The following is a 16478-nucleotide window of genomic DNA, read 5'->3' as shown; positions in this document are numbered from 1 at the left end:
TCATCGCGGAAATCTCCAATAACACCCATCTCAGGAGTGCACCCATGAACGACACCTCAAGCACGCCTCGCGACGAAACAGACCTGATTGCACACTGCGCCGACGCGGGCAGCGCAATCTTCATGGCGCCCAGTTCCACTCTCGGTAGGATTTATGCAACGCACGCAGCCACTGCGCTGGTGGAGCGCGCTCCTGGCATCAGGATCATTGCCCTGGACGATGTGCTGTATGCGGGTCATACCGCCGACATGGGTTTCAGCGATATACGGCCTACCAATGCGTTCCGGAACGACCCGGAACTGATGGCGCTGCCCACCATCAACTGCGCATTCATGCCAACAGCATGGCTGCATTTTGCGCAACTACAAGATGCAGGCAGCGGACGCCGCATCGATCTTCCGGAGCTGTTTTACGCCCTGGACATCCCACTGGTGTATCAAACTGGTCGTTTGACTCGCGAACAGACGCTGGCGCACAGCGCGCAATTCGCCGCGCTACGCGAACGCTTCGCCGATCCCCTGAGCATGCGCACACTCGATGCCGTGCTGCAAATGCGCATGAATGGCGACCGGCGGCCGTTACTGGACGTACTGTGCCCGATGGAGCAGGAATACTTCTCCGTTTACTCCACCAACGCACATCCGCTGCGAATCGGTACCGACGAGCACTACGTGGACATCGGTGCCTACCGTGGCGACACCGTGAAGAAATTCCGCGCCGCCTCGCGCTATCGCTACGCCTCGATCCACGCGTTCGAGCCGGACCCGGCCAACTTCGCCGCGCTGCAACGCGACCTCGCCGACGATGCCGGGCGCACGCTGCTGCACAATGCCGCGGTCTCCGATGTCGCCGGAACCCTGGCCTTCCATGCCGAAGGCACCATGGGCAGCCGGCTCGATGCCAACGGCACGGTCATGGTCCCAAGCGTACGCCTGGACGAGCTGATCGAGCACGTCACGATTATGAAAATGGATGTGGAGGGATTCGAGCCGCAGGTGTTGCGCGGCGCCGCCGGGCTGATCCAGCGCTGCCGCCCGCGCATGGCCATCACCTGCTACCACAACGCACTGGACCTGCTGGAGATCGTCGCCGTCCTCGATCAAATACTGCCGGATGCGCAATTGCGTCTACGCCAGTATGCGATGTACTTCTTCGATACCGTCCTCTACGTGGAATAACGGCAAGAAGCGTTTGCGTATGACCTGGATCAAAAACCGCGCGCCGTTCGCAGATCCAGCACGCTAGACATCAACTCGCTTGGTCAGCGACATGTCACCGACGCAAGGGCATACCGAGACCGGCATACATGTTGCATCAAGCATGGATCGGGCGCGATGCGCTCCACGCCATTTGCTTTGAGACGGCCCAGCATTCATGAGTCCCCTCCCCCTGGTCAGTGTGGTCATGCCGGCCTACAAGGCCCGCTACTTCGAGCAGACGCTCGACAGCGTACTCGCGCAGACCTACCCGGCGCTGGAGTTGGTGATCTGCGACGACAATCCCGATGGCATGATCCAGGCCATCGTGGAGCGCCGTCGCATCGACGCACGCCTGCCGATCCGCTACCACCGCAACCCCAGCCGCTACGGCGAATTGGGCAGCACCGTGCGCGGTATCGCGCTGGCCGAGGGCGAGTACCTGAAATTCCTGCACGACGACGATGTGCTGGAAGCGGACTGCATCACGGCGCTGGTCGCCGCCATGCAAAGCCACCCCGACGTGGTGCTGGCCTCGTCGCGACGCCAGCGTATCGGCAGCGACGATGCGCCGCTGGAAGACATCCCCGCCACCGCTTTCCCATTCGCCGAGGATGTGCGGCTGGATGGCCCACAACTGCTGTCCTTCCTCGCCGACCACACCATCAACTTCATCGGCGAGCCCAGTTGTGTGCTGTGCCGGCGCAACGATTTGCTGGAGTTCGGCGATCAGTTGATGTCGCTGGATGGCCGGGTGACGCATTGGGTCGGCGACCTGTCGATGTACGCCAAGCTCCTGCATCGCGGCGATCTGGCCCTGCTGGCAAGACCGCTGACCCGCTTTCGCGTGTCGCAGGAACAATACAGTCAGACAGGCCGCGACCAACCCGGGATCGGCGATCAAGGCCACGACGATTTCCGCCGCGGCGTGCGCGCCATGGGCTGGTATCGCGGGGATGGCGACGCGCGCCTGGTCGGAGTGACGCCCTTGGCCGGCGGCAGCACCACACCGGTGGACCTGATACAGGCCATCCAAGCCGCCTATGCACGTCAACGCATACAAGCTGCCTTAGGCGACTGGCAAGCGCGCCGGCAAACGACGCCCGTCCAACGCACGCTCATCGACGCACGCATGGCCGCACTGGGCGGCCCGGCGCGGCTGACGGTGCTGATCGATGCGCGCACAGCCGACATCGCCGCCGTGGAGACGACGCTGCACAGCCTGCTGCTGGAAGGGGCCGCGTTCGTGCATCTGCGCGTGCTCGTCCTCAGCGAGGGCGCCACCACGCCATGGTCGGACCCGAGAGTGCAATCACTAGCGCCACTGGCGGCCAACGCCGATGCCACCGCGATGAACGCCGCAGTGGAGGCAGCCGAGACAAGCGACTGGTGCCTGCGGGTGACGGCCGGGACCCGCTTCTGCGCCGGAGGCCTGCTGCGCCTGCTGCTGGAACTGGCCCAGCATCCGCAGTGCAGCGCGCTGTATGCGGACGAATGGCTGGCGTTGGACGCACACACCCTGGCGCCGGTGCTGCGCCCGGATCCAGACCTGGACCTGTTGCTGGGCAACCCGCTCGCCACTGCGGGCCATTGGATCTTCCGCCTCGCTCTGGTCCGCGAACTGGGCGGTTTCGATCCCAACTACGATGGTGCCAGCGAACTGGAATTGATCCTGCGCCTGTTCCTGCGCGATGCCGGCGCCAGCATCGCGCATCTGCCCGAACCGCTACTGATCGCCACGCCGGCTGTGGCCGATAACGGCGCTGAGGCACGCCAACGGGCGATCTTGGCGCACTTGCAGGCACGCGGCTATACCGACGGCAGGGTCGATGCGCTGCCGGGCGGACTGTGGCGGATCGACTACGGCCACACCCAACATGCCTTGGTCTCGATCATCCTGCTGGGACAGGACAATCTACCGGCACTGCAAAGCGTGGTGGTCAGCCTGCTCGAACACACCACCTATCCGGCCTACGAACTGCTGCTGGTCGACAATGTCAGCATCGCACCCGCCGTGACCCAATGGATGCAAGCCGTGGCCGAATTAGGCAACGGCCGCATCCGCGTGTTCGCGCTGGAACAGCGTGTCAGCCAGGCCGAGGCGCGCAATCTGGCGGCGACGCAAGCCCAGGGCGAGTACCTGTTGTTCCTGGACGCCGACAGCAATCTGCTCCAGGGCAGTTGGCTGCACGCACTGATGAACCACGCACAGCGTCCGGAAGTCGGCATCGTCGGCGCCAAGGGCGTTTCCAGCGATGGCGCGATCACCCACGCTGGGCTATTGCCGGGCCTGCTGCGCGACGCCGGCCATGCCTTCGCTGGCGAAGCGATGGCGCAGCCTGGCTATATGGGGCGGCTGCAGGTGACGCATCGTTACAGCGCCGTCTCCGACCGTTGCCTATTGGTCCGGCGCACACTGTTTGAGCAGTTATCGGGCTTCGACGCCGCCGCGTTCGGCGCAGGCGGTGCCGATGTGGATCTGTGCCTGCGTGCCGCGGCGCAGGGCCAATGGACACTGTGGACTCCCGACGCGCTGCTGCTGCAACCCGCCGCTGCAACACGCGCGGACGCCGCCACCGACGCCCTGTTACAGCGCTGGCTGCCGGCAATGGCGCACGACCCCGCCCATTCGCCCAGCCTGAGCCTGGACCAAACTGGCGGCTTCAAATTGGGCGAATCCGATTTTTCCTGGCAACCACTGTCGTGGAAGCCCCTGCAACGGGTGCTGGCGTATCCCGGCGATGCGTTCGGCAGTGGTCATTACCGCGTGATCCAACCGTTCCAGGCGCTGGCCTCCACAGGACAGATCGATGGCGTTTACTACGCACGGCTGCTCGACCCAGTGGAGAGCGAACGCATTGGCGTCGACGCAATGATCGTGCAGCGCCGGGTGGGTGAAGCGGAACTGGCGCAAATGGAACGCCTGCGCCGCCTCTCCAGCGCATTCAAAGTCTACGAGCTGGACGACTACCTCCCCAACCTGCCATTGAAAAGCGCGCACCGCGCACAGATGCCCAAAGATGTGCTGCATTCGTTGCGCCGCGCCGCCAACTTGGTGGACCGCGTGGTGGTGTCCACGCCGACCCTCGCCGATGCCCTGGCCGGCCTGCACGCGGACATCCGCGTGGTGCGCAATCGCCTGGACCCGCACATGTGGGGCGGACTGAACGCACGAGCCCGCATGCCCTCGGACAAGCCACGGGTCGGCTGGGCCGGTGGCGCCAGCCATACCGGCGATCTCGAACTGATCGCCGACGTGGTCAAGGCATTGGCCGGCGAAGTGCATTGGGTCTTCATGGGCATGTGCCCGGAGCGGCTGCGGCCGCATGTGGCCGAGGTACACGCTGGCGTGGACTTCGCGCGCTATCCGCAGGCCCTGGCCGCGCTCGGCCTGGACCTTGCCCTGGCGCCGCTGGAAGACAACCTGTTCAACCGCTGCAAAAGCAACCTGCGCCTGCTCGAATATGGCGCTTGCCGCTACCCGGTGGTAGCCAGCGACCTGCCGCCCTACCGGGACGGCGGACTCCCCGTGACCTTGGTGAAGAATCGTTTCCGCGATTGGATCACGGCAATCCGCGCGCACCTTGCCGATGCCGATGCGCGGGCCGCGACAGGCACCACACTGCACGCTGCGGTACAACGCGACTGGATGCTACAAGGCACCAACCTGGACGAATGGCGCGCGGCCTGGCTGCCGAACTGAGCCCTAGCACCCCACTGCCGCCCCCGTTCACCAGTGAAATCCAACGCTGTCGCCACGTCCGCCGACGGCAGCGTCAACCGCCGGGCCGTCAATCGCCTGGCATGTCGGGCGTTGGCAGCACATGTAACTGCGTCAGGAAGTCGACGCGGCACATATCACTTCCGACAGGCGACCTTGCCCGCAGTTTCGGCACGTTGTTTGCATTGGTGGATAAGCCGCCTTCCGGCATGGACTTTCAGGTATGAGCGACTCCATCAGCTCCATTCTTTCGCAAATCCGCAGCTACCAGGGCCAAGTCGCTCAGGCAGCCCCGGCGCGGGTGGGCGATACGGCGCGCAGCAATGCGATCGAAGGCCTGACTGGGAACCAGGGCGTCCAGGGTCCGAGCTTCAGCGAGACCCTGCGCAGCGCGATCAGTAGCGTCAACGAGACTCAGCAGAACTCCAGCAATCTTGCCAAGGCATTTGAATTAGGCGACCCCAACGCGGGTCTGGCCAAAGTCATGCTGGCCGCACAGCAGTCCCAGGTGGCGTTCCGCGCCACCGTGGAAGTCCGCAACCGACTCGTCCAGGCGTACCAGGACGTGATGAACATGCCGCTGTAAGGTAGAAGACGATGGCGCTTGCGCTCAGCAAAGAAACAATCAACAGCGAAAAAGCAGGCGCTTGGTTCGATCGCCTGCAAAGCCTGCAGATCACCCGACGCATCGGCTTGATGGCGATGATCGCGGTGGCCGTGGCTGCCGGTCTGTTCGTATTCTTCTGGTCGCAAAAACCGGACTACACCCCGCTGTACACCGGCCTGGACGAGAAAGGCACAGCCGAGGCCACCGACCTGCTACGCACTGCGCAGATCCCATTCAAGCTCGACCCCACGACCGGCGCGATCACCGTGCCGCAGGAAAAGCTCTACGACGCCCGACTGAAGCTGGCCGGCTCCGGCCTGACCGACAAAAGCGGCAACATGGGCTTTGAAGTGATGGAAAAAGACCCGGGCTTCGGGGTCAGCCAATTCGTGGAGAACGCGCGCTACCAGCACGCGTTGGAGACCGAGCTGTCACGGACCATCGCCAGCCTTCGCCCGGTGCGCGAAGCACGGGTACACCTGGCCATCCCCAAGCCGAGCGCGTTCACCCGTCAGCGCGAAGCCGCTAGTGCCTCGGTGGTGCTGGAACTGCGTGGCGGTAATACCCTGGAACGTAACCAGGTCGATGCGATCGTCAACATGGTGGCCTCCAGCATTCCGGATCTCTCGCCGAGCCGGGTGACGGTGGTCGACCAGAGTGGACGCATGCTGACCATCGCCGATCCTAACAGCGACGCAGCACTCAACGCCGCCCAGTTCGATCAGATCCGTCGCCAGGAAAGCTCCTTCAACCAACGCATTCGCGAATTACTGGAACCGATGACCGGCCCCGGCCGAGTCAATCCGGAAGTCAGCGTGGACATGGACTTCTCCGTGACCGAAGAAGCGCGAGAGCTGTACAACGGCGATCCGCCGAAGCTGCGCAGCGAACAGGTCAGCGACAGCAACACCAGCAAGGGCGGTCCGCAAGGCGTCCCCGGCGCGACCAGTAATTCGCCCGGTACCGGCGCGCAAGCTCAGCCCGCCGCCGCAGCCGCCGGCACCCCGGCTGCCGCGGCAGCGGCGAACCAGCAGGCCGCCAACCCGACCGAGAGCTCCAAGAGCGCGACCCGCAATTACGAGCTGGACCGCACCCTGCAACATACGCGGCAACCCGCAGGCCGGATCAAGCGGGTGTCGGTCGCGGTACTGGTGGACAATGTGCCGCGCCCGGGTCCCAAGGGCAAGATGGTCGAACAGGCGCTCAGCGCCGCCGAACTGACCCGTATCGAAGGCTTGGTCAAGCAGGCGGTCGGCTTCAACGCCGAGCGTGGTGACACGGTCTCGGTGATGAACGCCCCGTTCGTGCACGAGGCCCCGGAGGCAACAGACAAGCCGAGTTGGTGGCAGGATCCGCGGGTGATGAATGGATTGCGTCTGCTGGTCGGCGCCGCCGTGGTGCTGGCGCTACTGTTCGGCGTGCTGCGTCCGGCGTTGCGCCAGATCGCCGGTCCAGCCCCCGAGGCCGGCGGCAAGGACAAGGCAACGCCGCAGGACGCCAAGTTGTCGATGTTGGAAGACGGCAACAACCCGCTGCTGCAGTCGCTGGGCGAAGACACCGCCAGCATCGCCGGCGGCGCTAATCCCGCCATCGCCCTGCCCGACGCTTACGAAGAACGTCTGCGTCTGGCACGCGAAGCGGTCAAACAGGATTCCAAGCGCGTGGCGCAAGTCGTAAAGGGATGGGTGGCCAGTGAAGCCTGATGCGAGCCCAATGAATGGCACCCAGCGCGCCGCAATACTGCTGCTATCGCTCGGCGAGGCCGATGCGGCAGAAGTGCTCAAGCACATGGACCCCAAAGAGGTGCAGAAGATCGGCATCGCCATGGCCACCTTGACCGGCATCTCGCGCGATCAGGTCGAGAAGGTGATGGAGGAATTCAACGCCGAACTCGGCAGCAAAACATCACTGGGCGTGGGTGCCGACGACTACATCCGCAACGTGCTGGTGCAGGCATTAGGCGCCGACAAGGCCGGCAGCCTGATCGATCGCATCCTGCTCGGGCGTAACACCACAGGTCTGGACACGCTGAAGTGGATGGACCCACGCGCGGTCGCCGACTTGGTGCGCAACGAACACCCACAGATCATTTCCATCGTGATGGCGCATCTGGATAGCGATCAGGCCGCAGAGGCGCTGAAGTTACTCCCCGAACGCACCCGCGCCGATGTGCTGATGCGCATCGCGACCCTCGATGGGATTCCGCCGAATGCGCTCAACGAACTCAACGAGATCATGGAGCGGCAGTTCTCCGGCAACCAGAACTTGAAATCGTCCAACGTCGGCGGCGTCAAAGTCGCTGCAAATATCCTCAACTTCATGGAAAGCGGCTCGGACCAAGGCGTACTGGCGGCGATCAGCAAGATCGACGCCGACCTGGGCAGCCGCATCCAGGATCTGATGTTCGTGTTCGACAACCTGGTCGAACTGGAAGACCGCGCACTACAGACCATGTTGCGCGAGGTCAGCGGCGACCGCCTCGGCCTGGCCCTGCGCGGTGCCGACATCAAGGTGCGCGAAAAAATCACCAAGAACATGTCCCAGCGTGCCGCCGAAATCCTGCTGGAAGACATGGAAGCACGCGGCCCGGTGCGTCTGTCCGACGTGGAAGCGGCGCAGAAGGAAATTCTTGCCATCGTGCGGCGCCTGGCCGATGAGGGTGTGATCGCCCTCGGCGGCAGCGGTGCGGAGGCCATGGTATGAACAACAACGTCGTGCGCTGGCTGGCACCGGAACTGGATGCCCCTGCGCCGCCTGCGGTATTGGAAGAGACACTGCCAGAGGTGCCGGTGCTGCGACCGCCGAGCCTGGAAGAAATCCAGGCAATCGAGGCGGCCGCCCAACACGAAGGTTTCGAGCGCGGCCACGCCGAAGGTCTGGCGCAGGGACAATCGGAAATCCGCCGCCTCACCGCACAGATCGAAGGCATTCTGGATAATTTCTCGCGTCCACTGGCGCGGCTGGAAAACGAGGTCGTCGGGGCACTCGGCGAACTGGCGGTGCGGATTGCCGGCAGCCTGGTCGGCCGCGCCTACCAGACCGACCCGGGATTGCTCTCGGAACTGGTCGGCGAAGCACTGGACGCGGTCGGCGGCACGCACCGTGACGTCGAGGTGCGCCTGCATCCGGACGACATCGCCGCGCTGACCCCGCTGCTGACCTTAATGGACGCCGGTATCCGGCTGGTGCCCGACCTAAGCCTGAGCCGCGGCGATCTGCGCGTACACGCCGAGTCGGTGCGGATTGACGGCACTCTCGATGCGCGTCTGCGCGCGGCGCTGGAAACGATCATGCGCAAGTCCGGAGCCGGACTGTGAGCGCGCTATTCGGCACGCATCCGGGCGACTGGCTGGAAGCACGCAACCTGCGTGTCGCCACACGCCTGGGCAATCTCGACCTGGACCCGGCCAACGGTCGTGGGCTGATCCGCGAGGGCATCCTGCGCCGCGCAGTGGGCCTGACGCTGGAAGCGGTTGGCTGCGAAGCGCCGATGGGCGCGATCTGCAGGGTCGAGGTCGATGGCGGCTGGGTCGATGCCGAAGTGGTCGGCTTCTCCGGCGACCGCACCTCCCTGATGCCCAGCGCCGAAACCCATGGCCTGTTGCCCAACGCACGGGTGGTGCCACTGCATCGCCGTGGCGGCGTGGAAGTCGGCGAAGGCCTGCTCGGCCGGGTCATCGACTCCGACGGCTTGCCGCTGGACGGCAAGGGTCCGATCCGCGCCGAAGGCTCCGTGGGAATGGCGGGCGTGTCGATCAACCCACTGGCCCGCGAACCGATCACTACCCCGCTGGACGTGGGCGTGCGCGCGATCAACGCCCTGTTGCCCATCGGCCGCGGCCAGCGTGTCGGCCTGTTTGCCGGCTCCGGCGTCGGCAAGTCCACGCTGCTCGGCATGATGACCCGCTATACCGCTGCCGACATCATCGTCGTCGGGCTGATCGGCGAACGTGGCCGCGAAGTGCGCGATTTTGTCGAAACCACCCTCGGCGAGGAAGGCCTGCGTCGCGCCGTGGTCGTCGCCGCACCGGCGGACCGGCCACCGCTGGCGCGCCTGCATGGCGCTTACCGCGCCACCGCCATCGCCGAATGGTTCCGCGACCAAGGGCTGAACGTCCTGCTGCTGATGGATTCGCTCACCCGCTTCGCCCAGGCGCAACGCGAAATCGGCCTATCGGTCGGCGAGCCGCCGACCACGCGCGGCTATCCGCCCTCGGTCTTCGCCAAGCTACCGGCCCTGGTCGAACGCGCCGGCAATGGCGCCAAGGGCCGTGGCTCGATCACCGCCTTCTACACCGTGCTGACCGAAGGCGACGACCCGCAGGACCCGATCGCCGACGCCGCCCGCGCCATTCTCGACGGCCACATTCTGCTCTCCCGACGCGTCGCCGATAGCGGCCTGTATCCGGCCATCGACATCGAATCCTCGGTCAGCCGCGTGGTCCAGGACATTGCCGACGAACCATGGCGGTTGCGCATCCGCGCACTCAAGCGGCTGGTTTCGGCGTATTCGTCCAACCGCGACCTGATCACCATCGGCGCCTACCAGCGCGGCAACGACGCAGCCGTGGACGAAGCACTGGAACGCTGGCCGGAGATCATGGAGTTCCTCGGGCAAGACGTCGCCAGAGCTGCAGACCTTCCCCATAGCCAAGACGCACTGAAGCGGCTGGTTGAACGTGAGAACTAACCCATGATGCAGTCAAAGCGTCTCGCCCCCTTGCTCCACCGCGCCCAGCAACACCAGGACGAGGTGGCGCGCGATTTGGCCGAACGCCAGCGCGTACTGGCGACCCACGAATCGCGACTGGAGGAATTGCGCCGCTATGCCGAGGAATATGCCAACAGTCATATGTCGGCCACCAACCTGGCACAGCTAGCCAACCGCCGTGCATTCTTGGACCGTTTGGAAAGTGCCGTACAACAGCAGTGCCAGACCGTGGACCGCAACCGCGAGAAAGTGGAAATAGAACGTAGCCGGCTGCTGCTGGCCAGCCGCGACAAACAAGTGCTGGAGCAGCTCGCCGCCAGTTATCACGCGCAGGAACGCAAAGTCGATGACCGTCGCAGCCAGCGCGAAATGGACGACCTGGGCGCGCGTCGCGTGCGCATTGCCGCAGCGACAGCGCAGCACGAGCACAGCAACGGAGACGGACAATGAACAACGCACTTTCTGCGCTGGGCGGCAGCAGCCGTTCCAGTCAACTCGGCAATACCGGCAGCGAGACGCAAAGCAACGACGGCAGCGGCGACAAGGATTTTGACAAGCTGCTCAGTGGCGACACGCCGCGTGACGCATCCACGCCAACAACACGGCCGACCACACAACAGACCACACAACAGACCACGAAGCAGAACAGCGAGCAGACCACGGAGCAGGCCAAAAAAGCACCATCGTCGGCGCCAAGCCAAGCCGACGCCGGCAAACGCCCTGCAACGAGCGACGACCACAGCAACGATCCGGCACCCAGCGCACAGGCAGGTGACAAGGTTGCACAGGAAAGCGACAAAAGCAGCGTCGATGTCAAAGCACCAACCAAGGGCAAGACGGCAGCCAAGCTGGGCGACGAAAAGAAGGACGATAGCACCTGGCCGCCGGCTGGCCTGGCCGGGATCGGCTTGGGCCTGTTGCCGACGATTGGTGCAGCCGTACTGCCTGCCGCCAATACCACTCCTCTAGGCGCTGCCGCCGGACTGGCGATCGGCGTGGCCGGAACCGCCACCAAGGAAATCGGCGCCCTACTCGGCGGCGACACCTTAGCTGCTGGCGTATCCCAGGCCATGGGCGCCATCGCAACGGCTGCAACGACCGCGAGCGGCACCGATCCCACGACCACCTCGGCGACCAGCGCAACCGCCAATGCTGGGGGCAGCACCGCCAATAGCTTCGGCGCAATGCTGGCCGAAGTCGCCAGCAACGCCAAGACGACGGGCAGCGAAAGCGCGAGCCCAATGGCGAATTTGGCAGCGATCACCGCGGTGATCGAGGACAAGCATACCGAGAGCAGCAACGTCGCCCCCGGCGATAGCACACCGATCAATCTGCTCGCATCCACTGGGATCCAAACCCCAGCAAGGGTGATCGACGCGGCCACGCCGTTCACTGGCTCGCCAACCCCGACCCCCAACCTGCACAGCATGCACTTCGACGAAGAACTGGGGGCACGCATCAGTTGGTTGGCCGACCAGACAATCGGCCATGCACACATCAAACTCAATCCAGCCGAACTCGGTCCGATCGAGGTGCGTTTGCACTTGGCCGGCGACCAGGTCAACGCCAGCTTCACCAGTGCTCAAGCCAACGTCCGCCAGGCAGTGGAAAACAGCCTGCCACGGCTACGCGAGATGCTGGGTCAACACGGATTCCAGCTCGGCCAGGCCGATGTTGGCCAGCAGCCACAACAGCAACAGGCCGGAACGCAGAGCATGCCGCAGCAGTATGCCAACGGTAGCGGCGAAGTGGCCGAAGAGCGGATCGGCAACGTCGAAATTCCGACGATGCTGCTGCGCCAACGTGGCCTGTTGGACGCCTACGCATAATCAGCACGGCCCACGCGGTCGCACTGAACAGGGCGAGGCATCGCACGGGAAAGCTTGAACCCCATAGAACTCAAGCTTTCCCAGATGACGCGCGGGGGAAGATCATCCGTCAAATGTCCGGCGTTTTGCAGGCATCATTTCGGCACACCGATTGCATCCACACAGAGAGCCTCTCTTTTAGGAACGATCCGTGTCAGCCCCCGACAAATCGAGTAAAGACGCCAAGGACGCCCCCGAGGGCGGCAAGTCGAAGAAGAAACTGCTGATCATCGTCATCGCGGCGGTGCTGTTGCTCGGCGGCGGTGGCGCTGGCGCATTTTTCTTCCTGAATAAGAAGCCGGAAACAGGCCACAAGAAAGCAGAGGCCAAGCCCGCCGAGGTCCCCAAGCCAGCACAATACTTCGCGATGGAACCGGCATTCGTGGTCAATCTCAACGGGGCGCCCGAAGACGGCCCGCACTACCTGCAACTGGAAGTGCAACTGATGACCCGTGACCCGGAAGAACTGAAACTGATCACAGAAAATGCACCGGCAATCCGCGCGCACCTGCTGATGTTGTTTTCGCAGGTCAAGGCACAGGAAATCACCGATATCGCCGGACGGAAAAAGCTACAAGAAAACGCACTTGCCGACGCGCAGAAACTGATGACCGGCGAGACCGGCAAGAAATGCGTGGAAGAATTGCTTTTCACCAGCTTCGTGACTCAGTAATAAGGCGCCATCACCATGAGCGACCTGCTTTCTCAAGATGAAATCGATGCCCTGTTGCATGGGGTCGATGCCGGCGTGGTGGATACCGAGCCTGCGCCTACGGAACCTGGAGAAGCTCGCCAGTACGACTTCTCCAGTCAGGATCGGATCATCCGTGGGCGCATGCCCACGCTGGAGATGGTCAACGAGCGTTTCGCACGGCTGTGCCGGATTGGCTTGTTCAACCTGATCAGGCGCTCGGCTGACCTATCGGTGCGCGGCATCGATCTGATCAAGTTCAACGACTACATGCATTCGCTGTACGTGCCCAGCAACCTGAACCTGATTAAATTCAAACCGCTACGCGGTACCGGCTTGATCGTGTTCGAACCGACCCTGGTGTTCACCGTGGTCGACAACTTCTTCGGTGGCGATGGCCGCTACCCCACCCGCATCGAAGGCCGCGAGTTCACCCCGACCGAGATGCGGGTGATCCAACTGATGCTCAAGCAAACCTTCGCCGACCTGCACGAAGCCTGGGCACCAGTGATGAACGTGGAGTTCGAATACCTCAACTCCGAGGTCAACCCGCACTTCGCGAACATCGTCACCCCACGCGAGTACGTGGTGGTCAGCCGCTTCCACGTCGAACTGGAAGGCGGCGGCGGGGAAATACACGTGACCCTGCCGTATTCGATGCTGGAACCCATCCGTGAACTGCTCGACGCCGGTATCCAGAGTGACCGCGTGGACCGCGACGAAAGCTGGAACATCATGCTGCGCGAGCAGTTGTACGGATCGGAAGTCACCATTTCCAGTGTGCTGGCACAGAAGGAAATGAGCTTGCGCGACCTGACCCGGCTGAGAATCGGCGACATCCTGCCGATCGACTTACCCAAGCAAGTACCGCTGTGCGTAGAGAACATCCCGGTGTTCACCGGGGAATTTGGCGTCTCCCAAGGTCAAAATGCGGTCAAGATCACCGCCACCCATCCCCCCGGCGCACTGCGCCGCCGCCCTGCTTTCCAGGAAGACGCACCATGAGTGAGAACGAGACTAACCAGGCCGAACCGGCCCAGTTCGACAACCTCCAGCAGGAGACCGTGGCGGAGACCAACGACCTGAATCTGGACGTGATCCTGGACGTGCCGATCACCCTGTCGCTGGAAGTCGGTCGCAGCCGCATCCCGATCCGCAACCTGCTGCAACTCAACCAGGGCTCGGTGGTGGAACTGGAACGCGGCGCCGGGGAACCGCTGGACGTGTACGTCAACGGCACCCTGATCGCGCACGGCGAAGTGGTGACGATCAACGATCGCTTCGGCGTGCGTTTGACCGATGTGGTCAGCCCCAGCGAACGCATCCGGAGACTGCGGTGAGCACATTGCTTGCGGTCGCCACGCAGGCAGCCAAGAGCAGCTCGGCAATCGGCAGCGCCGCGCCGTCACCGCCCAGCCTGCTCGGCGCGGTATTCGCCCTGCTACTCGTGCTGGGCCTGATTCTGGCGATGGCATGGGTACTCAAGCGCTTGCCCGGCAGCGGCTTCCGTCCAACCGATGGCTTGCGCGTCGTCGCCAGCCTGGCGGTCGGAGCCAAGGAGCGCGTGGTGGTGATCGATGTCAACGGCGAGCAACTGCTGCTCGGGGTCTCGCCTGGTGGAGTCAGTACCTTGCATCGCCTGCCCGAGCCGCTACCGCAGGCATCGGCACCATCGCTCCCCAACCTCAAGCAACTCAAGCAACTTCCCGATTTCGCCCAGTTGCTGGCGCAGAAGCTGCGCAAGGAAAAATAATCATGTCGCTTCGTTGGAACCGCAACGCGCGCCGCCTGTGCCTGTTACTGCTCCTGCTGACGTTGAGCCTGCTGCCGGCACTGGTCTGGGCGCAGGCGGCGCACACCGTGGCAGCGACCACACAGAACAGCGCCCCCACCCTGCCCTCGCTGCCGGACGTCAACGTCGGCAAAATCGGCGGGCAGTCGGTCAGCCTGCCGCTGCAGACGCTGATGTTGATGACCGCCATCACCCTGCTGCCATCGATGCTGCTGGTGCTGACCGCGTTCACCCGTATCACCATCGTGCTCGGCCTGTTGCGCCAAGCGATGGGCACCGGACAAACCCCATCCAACCAGGTATTAATGGGTCTGGCGCTGTTCCTGACCGCCTTGGTGATGATGCCGGTGTGGGAAAAAGCCTGGGGCCATGGCATGAGCCCGTACCTCAACGGCCAGATCGATTTTCAGACCGCCTGGACGCTGACCACTCAGCCGCTACGCGCCTTCATGCTGGCCCAGATCCGCGAGAGCGATCTGATGACCTTCGCCGGCATGGCCGGCAACGGAACCTATAGCAGTCCGGACGCGATCCCGTTCCCGGTACTGGTGGCCTCCTTCGTCACCAGCGAACTGAAAACCGCTTTCGAAATCGGCTTTCTGATCTTCATTCCGTTCGTGATCATCGATCTGGTCGTCGCCAGCGTACTGATGTCGATGGGCATGATGATGATGTCGCCGATGTTGATCTCGGCACCGTTCAAGATCCTGCTATTCGTGCTGGTCGACGGTTGGGTACTGACCGTCGGCACGCTCGCTGCCAGCTTCAACGGAGTGTGAGCCGATGAGTCCCGAACTGGCTCTGACCGAACTGCGTGGCGGCCTGGTCACCGTGTTATGGGTCGCCGGCCCATTGCTGCTGGCGATGCTGGTGGTCGGCGTGGTGATCGGCGTGTTTCAGGCCGCGACACAGCTCAACGAGCCGACCATCGCCTTCATCGCCAAGGTCATCGCCCTGACCGCGATGCTGTTCGCTACCGGTAGCATGCTGCTGGCGCATCTAGTGGAGTACACCACGATGCTGTTTCAGCGTATTCCGCATCTGATCGGCTAGCGGCTGTACCGGGATGGACGCCGCCACACAAATGGTCATCGACGGCTCGCGTGCATTCGCGATGGTCGGCGCAATCCTATGGACCATGCTACGCATCGGCGCAATGCTGATGGTGATGCCCCTGGTCGGCACCCGCGCGATTCCAGCACGTATCCGAGTGATCCTGGCGGCCACCCTGGCCATGGCCTTGGCACCGCTGTTACCGCCAGTGCCGGACTGGAATGGCTTCGATGCAGCGGTCGTCCTCAGCGTGGCACGCGAATTGGCCGTCGGCGCCAGCATGGGCTTCATGTTGCGGATGATCTTCGAGGCCGGCGCAATGGCCGGTGAAATGATCTCGCAGAGTACGGGGCTGGGCTTCGCGCAAATGGCCGATCCACTGCGCGGAGTCAATTCCGGTGTGATCGGGCAATGGTTCTACTTGGCGTTCGGCCTACTGTTCTTCACCGCCAATGGGCATCTGGCGGTCGTGGCGCTACTCGTGGATAGCTACAAAGCACTGCCAATCGGCAATGCGTTGCCGGACGCGCAGGCCATGATCGCGGTCGCACCGGACTTCTTCATGAGCATGATGCGCGGTGCGGTCAGCTTGGCGCTGCCAGTGATCGTGGCGATGTTGGCGGTCAACCTGGCCTTCGGCGCATTGTCCAAAGCCGCGCCGGCGCTGAATCCGATCCAGATCGGTCTGCCAGTGGCGATGGTGCTGGGATTAGCGCTGCTGGCAGTGCTGGTCAGCGAAATGGGACCGCCGGTGCAACGGCTGTTCGACGCCGCCTTCGATGCCGCGCGCCAGCTCACTGCGTAGATACCTCAAGTTAAAGAACACAGCGGCCGATACT

At 63.6% G+C, this 16478-nt stretch carries 16 protein-coding genes; all 16 read left to right on the top strand.

The window, feature by feature from the left end:
* The first annotated feature begins 44 nt into the window (after positions 1 to 44).
* The 16 genes from XALGPE39_RS06225 (at position 45) to fliR (ending at position 16444) form a co-directional block, all read left to right on the top strand.
* Positions 45 to 1178, top strand: a complete 1134-nt coding sequence (locus XALGPE39_RS06225; RefSeq protein ID WP_045727435.1) for an FkbM family methyltransferase — start codon at positions 45 to 47, stop codon at positions 1176 to 1178.
* 226 nt (positions 1179 to 1404) lie between these two features.
* Entirely contained in the window at positions 1405 to 4899 is a 3495-nt protein-coding gene (locus XALGPE39_RS06220; protein WP_045727434.1) for a glycosyltransferase, read from the top strand.
* A 241-nt stretch (positions 4900 to 5140) separates the two neighbouring features.
* Entirely contained in the window at positions 5141 to 5503 is a 363-nt protein-coding gene (gene fliE / locus XALGPE39_RS06215) for a flagellar hook-basal body complex protein FliE (protein WP_045727433.1), read from the top strand.
* An 11-nt stretch (positions 5504 to 5514) separates the two neighbouring features.
* A complete protein-coding gene (fliF, locus tag XALGPE39_RS06210; RefSeq protein WP_045727432.1) occupies positions 5515 to 7227 on the top strand; it encodes a flagellar basal-body MS-ring/collar protein FliF in 1713 nt (570 codons plus the stop codon).
* Positions 7228 to 7237: 10 nt separating this feature from the next.
* Complete coding sequence (fliG, locus tag XALGPE39_RS06205; RefSeq protein WP_045727431.1) at positions 7238 to 8227, top strand: flagellar motor switch protein FliG; 990 nt, start codon at positions 7238 to 7240, stop codon at positions 8225 to 8227.
* Complete coding sequence (locus tag XALGPE39_RS06200; RefSeq protein ID WP_045727430.1) at positions 8224 to 8841, top strand: FliH/SctL family protein; 618 nt, start codon at positions 8224 to 8226, stop codon at positions 8839 to 8841. Before fliG ends, XALGPE39_RS06200 begins: the two co-directional genes overlap by 4 nt.
* On the top strand, positions 8838 to 10214 hold the full coding sequence (locus XALGPE39_RS06195; protein WP_045727429.1) for a FliI/YscN family ATPase: 1377 nt from the start codon (positions 8838 to 8840) through the stop codon (positions 10212 to 10214). The genes XALGPE39_RS06200 and XALGPE39_RS06195 overlap by 4 nt, the downstream gene beginning before the upstream one ends.
* A gap of 3 nt (positions 10215 to 10217) precedes the next feature.
* Positions 10218 to 10685: a flagellar export protein FliJ gene (gene fliJ / locus XALGPE39_RS06190; protein ID WP_045727428.1), complete on the top strand. Its 468-nt coding sequence runs from the start codon at positions 10218 to 10220 to the stop codon at positions 10683 to 10685.
* On the top strand, positions 10682 to 12064 hold the full coding sequence (locus XALGPE39_RS06185; RefSeq protein ID WP_052690021.1) for a flagellar hook-length control protein FliK: 1383 nt from the start codon (positions 10682 to 10684) through the stop codon (positions 12062 to 12064). The genes fliJ and XALGPE39_RS06185 overlap by 4 nt, the downstream gene beginning before the upstream one ends.
* A 190-nt stretch (positions 12065 to 12254) precedes the next feature.
* Positions 12255 to 12776 carry a flagellar basal body-associated FliL family protein gene (locus tag XALGPE39_RS06180; RefSeq protein ID WP_045727427.1) on the top strand — a complete coding sequence of 174 codons (522 nt, stop codon included), beginning with the start codon at positions 12255 to 12257 and terminating at the stop codon, positions 12774 to 12776.
* Positions 12777 to 12785: 9 nt separating this feature from the next.
* On the top strand, positions 12786 to 13799 hold the full coding sequence (gene fliM / locus XALGPE39_RS06175; RefSeq protein WP_152624838.1) for a flagellar motor switch protein FliM: 1014 nt from the start codon (positions 12786 to 12788) through the stop codon (positions 13797 to 13799).
* Entirely contained in the window at positions 13796 to 14134 is a 339-nt protein-coding gene (gene fliN / locus XALGPE39_RS06170; RefSeq protein WP_045727425.1) for a flagellar motor switch protein FliN, read from the top strand. The genes fliM and fliN overlap by 4 nt, the downstream gene beginning before the upstream one ends.
* Positions 14131 to 14547 (top strand): flagellar biosynthetic protein FliO, encoded by a 417-nt coding sequence (fliO, locus tag XALGPE39_RS06165; protein WP_045727424.1) that lies wholly within the window; start codon positions 14131 to 14133, stop codon positions 14545 to 14547. The genes fliN and fliO overlap by 4 nt, the downstream gene beginning before the upstream one ends.
* A 2-nt stretch (positions 14548 to 14549) precedes the next feature.
* A complete protein-coding gene (gene fliP, locus XALGPE39_RS06160) occupies positions 14550 to 15365 on the top strand; it encodes a flagellar type III secretion system pore protein FliP (RefSeq protein ID WP_045727423.1) in 816 nt (271 codons plus the stop codon).
* Positions 15366 to 15369: 4 nt separating this feature from the next.
* The gene (locus XALGPE39_RS06155) at positions 15370 to 15639 is read left to right on the top strand and encodes a flagellar biosynthetic protein FliQ (RefSeq protein WP_045727422.1); all 270 of its coding nucleotides are present in this window, start codon (positions 15370 to 15372) and stop codon (positions 15637 to 15639) included.
* A gap of 13 nt (positions 15640 to 15652) precedes the next feature.
* Positions 15653 to 16444: a flagellar biosynthetic protein FliR gene (gene fliR, locus XALGPE39_RS06150; protein WP_045727421.1), complete on the top strand. Its 792-nt coding sequence runs from the start codon at positions 15653 to 15655 to the stop codon at positions 16442 to 16444.
* The last annotated feature ends 34 nt before the right edge of the window (positions 16445 to 16478 follow it).

Source organism: Xanthomonas sp. GPE 39, assembly GCF_000963005.1.
Lineage (GTDB): Bacteria > Pseudomonadota > Gammaproteobacteria > Xanthomonadales > Xanthomonadaceae > Xanthomonas_A.
This window is presented reverse-complemented; position numbering and strand designations above follow the sequence as displayed.